The 3682-nt window shown below is 63.1% G+C and carries 3 protein-coding genes and 1 pseudogene; 3 read left to right on the forward strand and 1 reads right to left on the reverse strand.

Annotated elements, in window-relative coordinates:
* Positions 1-372, forward strand: a pseudogene (locus JSE7799_RS19885) (transposase); the annotation flags it as partial.
* Positions 373-475: 103 nt separating this feature from the next.
* Positions 476-859: a site-specific integrase gene (locus tag JSE7799_RS20520; RefSeq protein WP_144431674.1), complete on the forward strand. Its 384-nt coding sequence runs from the start codon at positions 476-478 to the stop codon at positions 857-859.
* Here the strand turns inward: JSE7799_RS20520 and JSE7799_RS11390 are convergent.
* The gene (locus tag JSE7799_RS11390; protein WP_055663710.1) at positions 813-1784 is read right to left on the reverse strand and encodes an IS481 family transposase; all 972 of its coding nucleotides are present in this window, start codon (positions 1782-1784) and stop codon (positions 813-815) included. The genes JSE7799_RS20520 and JSE7799_RS11390 overlap by 47 nt on opposite strands.
* A gap of 291 nt (positions 1785-2075) precedes the next feature.
* Between JSE7799_RS11390 and JSE7799_RS11395 the strand changes: the two genes are divergently transcribed.
* Positions 2076-3419 (forward strand): IS1380 family transposase, encoded by a 1344-nt coding sequence (locus JSE7799_RS11395; RefSeq protein ID WP_055663711.1) that lies wholly within the window; start codon positions 2076-2078, stop codon positions 3417-3419.
* Positions 3420-3682: the final 263 nt, after the last annotated feature.

Genomic DNA, 3682 nt, shown 5'->3' on the forward strand with positions numbered 1-3682 from the left:
CCCGCGGTTGCCGCGATGCCATCGCGAACCGGGGCGCGGATGCGGTCATCCCTCCCAGGCGCAACGCCAAGCCGTGGAAGAAGCACAGCCCAGGGGCGGCAGGAAGGAACGAGGCCTTACGCGCGATCAAGCGTCTTGGCCGGACCATCTGGCGCCGATGGAGCGGCTACCACCGCCGAAGCCGCGCCGAGACCAAGATGAACTGCATGAAGCTGCTCGGGCAAAAACTCATGGCCGTTCGGCATCGGCCTCGGACCGATGGCGGCTCGATGCCTCACCTTCGACAGACAAACCGCCGAACTCCAAGTCCGCATCGCCATCCTCAATCGCTACACCGCCCTCGGCATCCCCATCACGCGACCTGTCGGCTGATCCCCACGGGGAAAAGGGGAAGCTCGGCCTTCAGGCGTTCCGTGCAACAGAGCCGATCCCGGTCTTCCGCATCCAGAGCGGCGCAGATCAGCACCTCAAATCGGTGGCCGCCGCGCGGATCATACCGATCCACAAGACCCTTCTCGATCTCGGCTTGTTGCGCCTCGTCGCGCATCGCAAAGCGCAGGGGCAGGAATGGCTCTTCCCCGAGATCGAGCGTTGCGCGGCGAAGGGACGTCTTTCGGGAACGTTCACAAAAACCTTCACCTATTACCGGATCGCCGAAGGGGTCTACGACCCCCTGCGGGATTTCCACGCGCTGCGCACGAATTTCAACGTTATGCTGAAAAGGCGTCACTGCCCGTTAGAGATCAGGAAACGCCTGATCGGTCACGAGTTGAAGGACGTGACGGAGGAGCACTACGATCCCGAGGGTTCGCCTATTGTAGAGTGTCACATTCCGGAAGGTAGTATGGCTGTTTCTTGAACAGCTCTGGCTTGATTTTGTGCCAGTCCTTCATGGCCTGCAAGGGCGCCTTGCTGGCCAACGCTGATTGCGGGAGCTGCTGGTTGTAGAGCCAGACGTATCGGTGGAGCGTGGTCTCCAGGTCCTCGCCTGATCGGAAATGGTGGCTCTGCAGGACCTCTTCGATCCGGCCGTTGAAGCGCTCGACCATTCCGTTGGTCTGCGGCGACTTCGGCGGGGTCAGGCGGTGGTCGATGTTGAGGGCGGCGCAAAGCGCGTCGAAGGCGTGCTCTCCCGTGGCAGTCCGCTTGCGCAGGCCGAAAACGCGGGCGGTGAACTCCTTGCCATTGTCGGTGAGAATGGTGCGGATGCGGATCGGGCAGGCGCGCTCCAGATCGCGCAGGAAGCGCCGTGCGTTGGCCGCGGTCTTTGCCGGGAAGACACGGATGAAGACCCATCGGGTCGCCCGGTCGATGGCCACGAAGAGGTAACGGCGGCGGGTCTCATCGGCCATTTGCGGCAGGTATTTCACGTCGATGTGGAGGTAGCCCGGCTCGTAGGCCTTGAAGGCGCTGTGCTTCGGCTTGGCCGCCTTGGTCTTCAGGTCGCGCAGGTTCCCCACGCCATGCCGGCGCAGGCAGCGGTCCAGCCCCGAGCGCGAGGCGTTCGGGTTCAGGAACTCCCGCACAACCGCCAGCAGATCATCCAGCGACACCAGCAGCGCCTTTCGCAGGGCCACCGCGACGGCCTCCTGCGGTGGTGTCAGCGTCGTCTGGAGCCTGTGCGGCGTGTGGCTGCGATCCGCGACGCTGTCGCGCTTGCGCCACTTGTAAACGGTCTGCTCCGTTATGCCGAAGCGCTCGGCCAGGACCGGAGCAGGCTCCGTGCTCGCCTGGATCGCCGCCCGCACCTTCGGCGTGGTCGTGGCCTGCTTGTGAAGGAAGATGTATCAGCATGGTCGTGCCCCGTCTCGAAGGTCCCTCAGAACCGATCTTGCGGGAATGTCAGCAAATCGTGTTGGTAGGGCTTTGTTAGGAGGTGATCGGGTCAATGTTGCTTGGCCCCGAACCCGCTGGAGAACCCGATGCCCGCGAACTATACATCTGCGCGCCTGCTCGATAGTCTGCTAACCCGGATAATTCACGAGAAGGCGGCGGAGGTGGCGTAACCGTCTGAAACTCTGCATTTTTTGGTTATCGACGCCAAAGATTCAGATTTCAGCAGGACGACCTCCGCCATGACCCAGTCTACGTGCTCCACGCCCCGCCTGTCACCCCTCAATGGCAAGCCGGTCCTGCTCGGGTTTGACGGCGCCGACATGAGCTCCGACGCCGGCCTGACCCTGCTGCGCGAGATCGAGCGCAAGGCGGATCTGGCGCAGCGGCTCGCTGGATGCCTGCGCGATCCGCGTGATCCGGCGAAAGTTCAGCATAGCCTGAGCGACATCATCCGTTTCCGGATCATGATGATCGCGGCGGGGTATGAAGACGGCAACGACGCGGCAGCCCTGCGGAACGATCCCAGCTTCAGGATCGCACTGGAGCGTGGCCCGGAAACAGGGCCGGCCTTGTGTTCGCAGCCAACGATCTCGCGCATGGAAAACCTGCCCGACGCCCGCGCCCTTATCCGCATGGGCCGCGAGATGGTCCGGTTCTACTGCCACTCGTTTGCGCGCGCGCCAAGCCGGATCGTGCTCGATATCGATGATACCTTTGACGCGGTGCATGGGCACCAGCAGCTGCGCCTGTTCAATGCGTTCTACGACGAGTTCGGCTTCCAGCCGATCGTCGTCTTCGACGGTGAGGGCCGGCTCGTGGGGACACTGTTGCGCCCGGCCCGCCGCCCCAATGGGGCCGAGAGCGCGGCCCATATCCGCCGGTTGATCCGGGAAATCCGCAAGCATTGGCCCAAGACAGAAATCCTGCTGCGGGCCGACAGCCACTACTGCACACCCAAGGTTCTGGACCTGTGTGACGGGCTCGGGCTGCGCTATATCTTTGGTCTGTCAAAGAACGGCCGTCTGGCGCGGAACATCTCGGCATTGGAGGCATCGACAGCGGCGCGCTACGCCCGCACGCCGGGTCAGAAGCTGCGCCGGTTCAAAATCTTCTCCTACGCAGCCCGCTCGTGGTCGAAACCCCGCCGCGTCATCGCCCGCGTCGAGGTTGGCCCCATGGGTCGGGACACCCGCTACATCGTCACCAACCTCGAGGGCGGTCGCGGCAAGCACCTTTACGAGAAGCTCTATTCCGCTCGCGGCCAGGCCGAGAACCACATCAAGGCGTGGAAGGCCCACCTCGCAGCAGACCGGACGTCGTGCTCGAAAGCCAACGCCAATCAGATGCGTCTGATGCTGCACGGCTGCGCCTACTGGATTTGGTGGAAGCTTCGCGCGGCTTGCCCGAAGCGCTCACCGTGGCGCCGCGCCCAGTTCGACACGCTGCGGCTGCATCTCGTCAAGCTGGCCGCCACCATCGTCGAAAAGAAGACCCGGATCATCGTGACCCTGCCGGCATCGTGTCCCCGAAAGGGACTTCTCCTCCTTCTCTTCGACGCCCTCGCCCCACCGAAAACAGCCTGACGCATGCGCCCCGACAAACCCAGAAACATCAACCCGTATCGCCCAAGACCCAAGTCACCGGCCGGCATGCCAACCGGACGCAAACACCGGGTGCGCGCAAGAAAACCGAGACCGGGGAAACCATCCCACGGAGCACAAGTCCGCAGCTTCATGAATTATGCGGTTTAAATGTCTTTGTAGATAGCGTTGCGAGCCGCGTTGTCCGTCTCCTGGCGGGACGCCTCGATAATGGCGTCGACTTCGGGATCCATGTCCCAGTCCAT

Origin of the sequence: Jannaschia seosinensis, assembly GCF_001408515.1 — a bacterium.
Classification (GTDB): domain Bacteria; phylum Pseudomonadota; class Alphaproteobacteria; order Rhodobacterales; family Rhodobacteraceae; genus Jannaschia; species Jannaschia seosinensis.

What these genes read in the sequence shown, in the direction of transcription:
- JSE7799_RS11395 (WP_055663711.1), top strand. Translation starts at nt 2,076, where the DNA reads ATGACCCAGTCTACGTGCTCCACGCCCCGCCTGTCACCCCTCAATGGC.